Annotated in this window: 2 protein-coding genes; both read right to left on the bottom strand. The window is 33.3% G+C overall.

The genetic code is table 11. From position 1 onward, the window contains the following. Positions 1 to 331: 331 nt before the first annotated feature. Positions 332 to 766: a hypothetical protein gene (locus B0A78_RS13990; RefSeq protein WP_097609792.1), complete on the bottom strand. Its 435-nt coding sequence runs from the start codon at positions 764 to 766 to the stop codon at positions 332 to 334. Further along, a partial coding sequence (locus B0A78_RS13995; protein ID WP_317044857.1) for an RHS repeat-associated core domain-containing protein occupies positions 756 to 1,838 on the bottom strand: 1,083 nt, incomplete at its 5' end. The genes B0A78_RS13990 and B0A78_RS13995, both read right to left, overlap by 11 nt.

Raw genomic sequence — 1,838 nt, forward strand, 5'->3', positions numbered from 1 at the left:
TTAAATATTAACTATTACAAGAAACTAAAAAACATATCTTCGCTACCATTGATGCCTTTATTGCCAAAACTAAAATTCAGTCCATCTTAAAATAATCGTTTTATTTCTTTACTACAACCCACAAAAAAACACGCCCTAAAGCGTGTTTTATTTTTTAATCACTGTTGCGGGCACAGAATGCAATTCTGCGCTAACGTTTGCGTTGAGCCAAGATTGCGCATATCACTTTCTGTCATATCCGCGACATCTGGTAACCTTTGCGTTGAGACTCACTTTGTGTTATATCCGATCGATCGGGGGCATATCCGAGCGATCAGGTTCATTTCCGCAACTACGAGGGTTTAGCAGTTTTATTATCATCTAGTAAAAAAATAATATTTTGTAAACACTCTTTAATCGGTTTGATCTCTAAATAAAAATTATTGTCTAATTTTTCAATATCTTCTAAATGCAATAAATTATTAATATAATGAGCTTCAATCCTATCTATACCTTTTTCATTAAGATTTTGTATATAACCATTTATTAAATTTATAAAAAATATTTTTTTTTCATTTGTTTCAAAATATTCCTCTAAATCTAAATATGCCCAACCTATTGGCTTAACATCTAACACAACATCAATAACCTCTTCCAAATATCTATTGAACCATTCTGGCAAAGAATCTCTTTTTAAATTTCCTAAAAAAAATGCTAATGCAACAAATAAGACGAAATCCTTTGTGTTTATTTTCTTTTCCCCGTATGTAATAATACTATTTGACATATCTTTCCGTTAGTATAGTTCTAGCTTTATTTTCCTTACTTAATCCTCCAATGTGTTTCCTTACAATTTCTTTGGCTTCGTTTCCTAAAGCTCTAATATCTATATTAACTAAATCAACACCATCTTTTTTGTAATGAGCATCAACAGAAGCTATAAATTTTTTAATATTGAAGTTTTTGTTATTTACTGCACTAACTAAATCGACAGATTTACCAGCATATTTACCAGAATTAACAATAAAATCACCAGCCTTTTTAGAGTCTTTAATATTATCAAGAGCTCTAACTGTTGTTTTGAAAGTTTCTTCAAAAATCGCCATTCCTTCAGCTTCTACTTTCCTAAAAGTTCCTTGCCCTCCAACATCTCTAAAAGTTTGTAATATTTCAGCTGTTCTAGAACTAATTTTTAAGCCTCTTAATATAGAAGAAATAGAATTTGCACCTATACCTGTTTTAACAGCTAAGAAAACACCACTCTTTGTAGGCATAACACTAGCTACGTCTAAAGCATCACCAACAAAAGTCAACAACCTCTTACCTACACCTTCCTCTGGTATAACTCCAGTATTTCCTGCAGAATGTGACCTTAAATCAAATGAATTGGCTAGCTGTACATTCGAAATACCTGAATGAAGCTCTTTTTCAAAACCTAGTTGAGTAAGAGCTTCTCTAAGTTGTTTTCCTTCTTGTTCATCACTTTGTACCGCTCTTAAAAGAGGTAGCCAAATTATATTTCTAACACCATCTTTTGCAGGAGCAAATATTTCATAAATAATATCTATGTCTCCTGAAATTGGAGGACTCATTTCCTCCATTCCTTCTCTTTCAATAAATTGAATTGGCTTATTCCCACTAAATTGGTATGGTGAATACCAAGGATATTGATGTGTCAACGGGTCAACAGCAAAAAAACGTCCCACCCTCGGGTCGTGCATTCTAAAAGTATAATTCAAAGAATTTCCTTCGCCTTTAATTTCATCATCTTTTTCTTGCCCTTGGAAGCCGTAACGGTAGGCTGTGCTTGAGCCGTGGCGGTTTGGAACCAAGGAGCCGAAAGGGTAATACTTTATGCG

This window comes from Flavobacterium columnare NBRC 100251 = ATCC 23463, assembly GCF_002530675.1.
GTDB classification, from domain to species: domain Bacteria; phylum Bacteroidota; class Bacteroidia; order Flavobacteriales; family Flavobacteriaceae; genus Flavobacterium; species Flavobacterium columnare.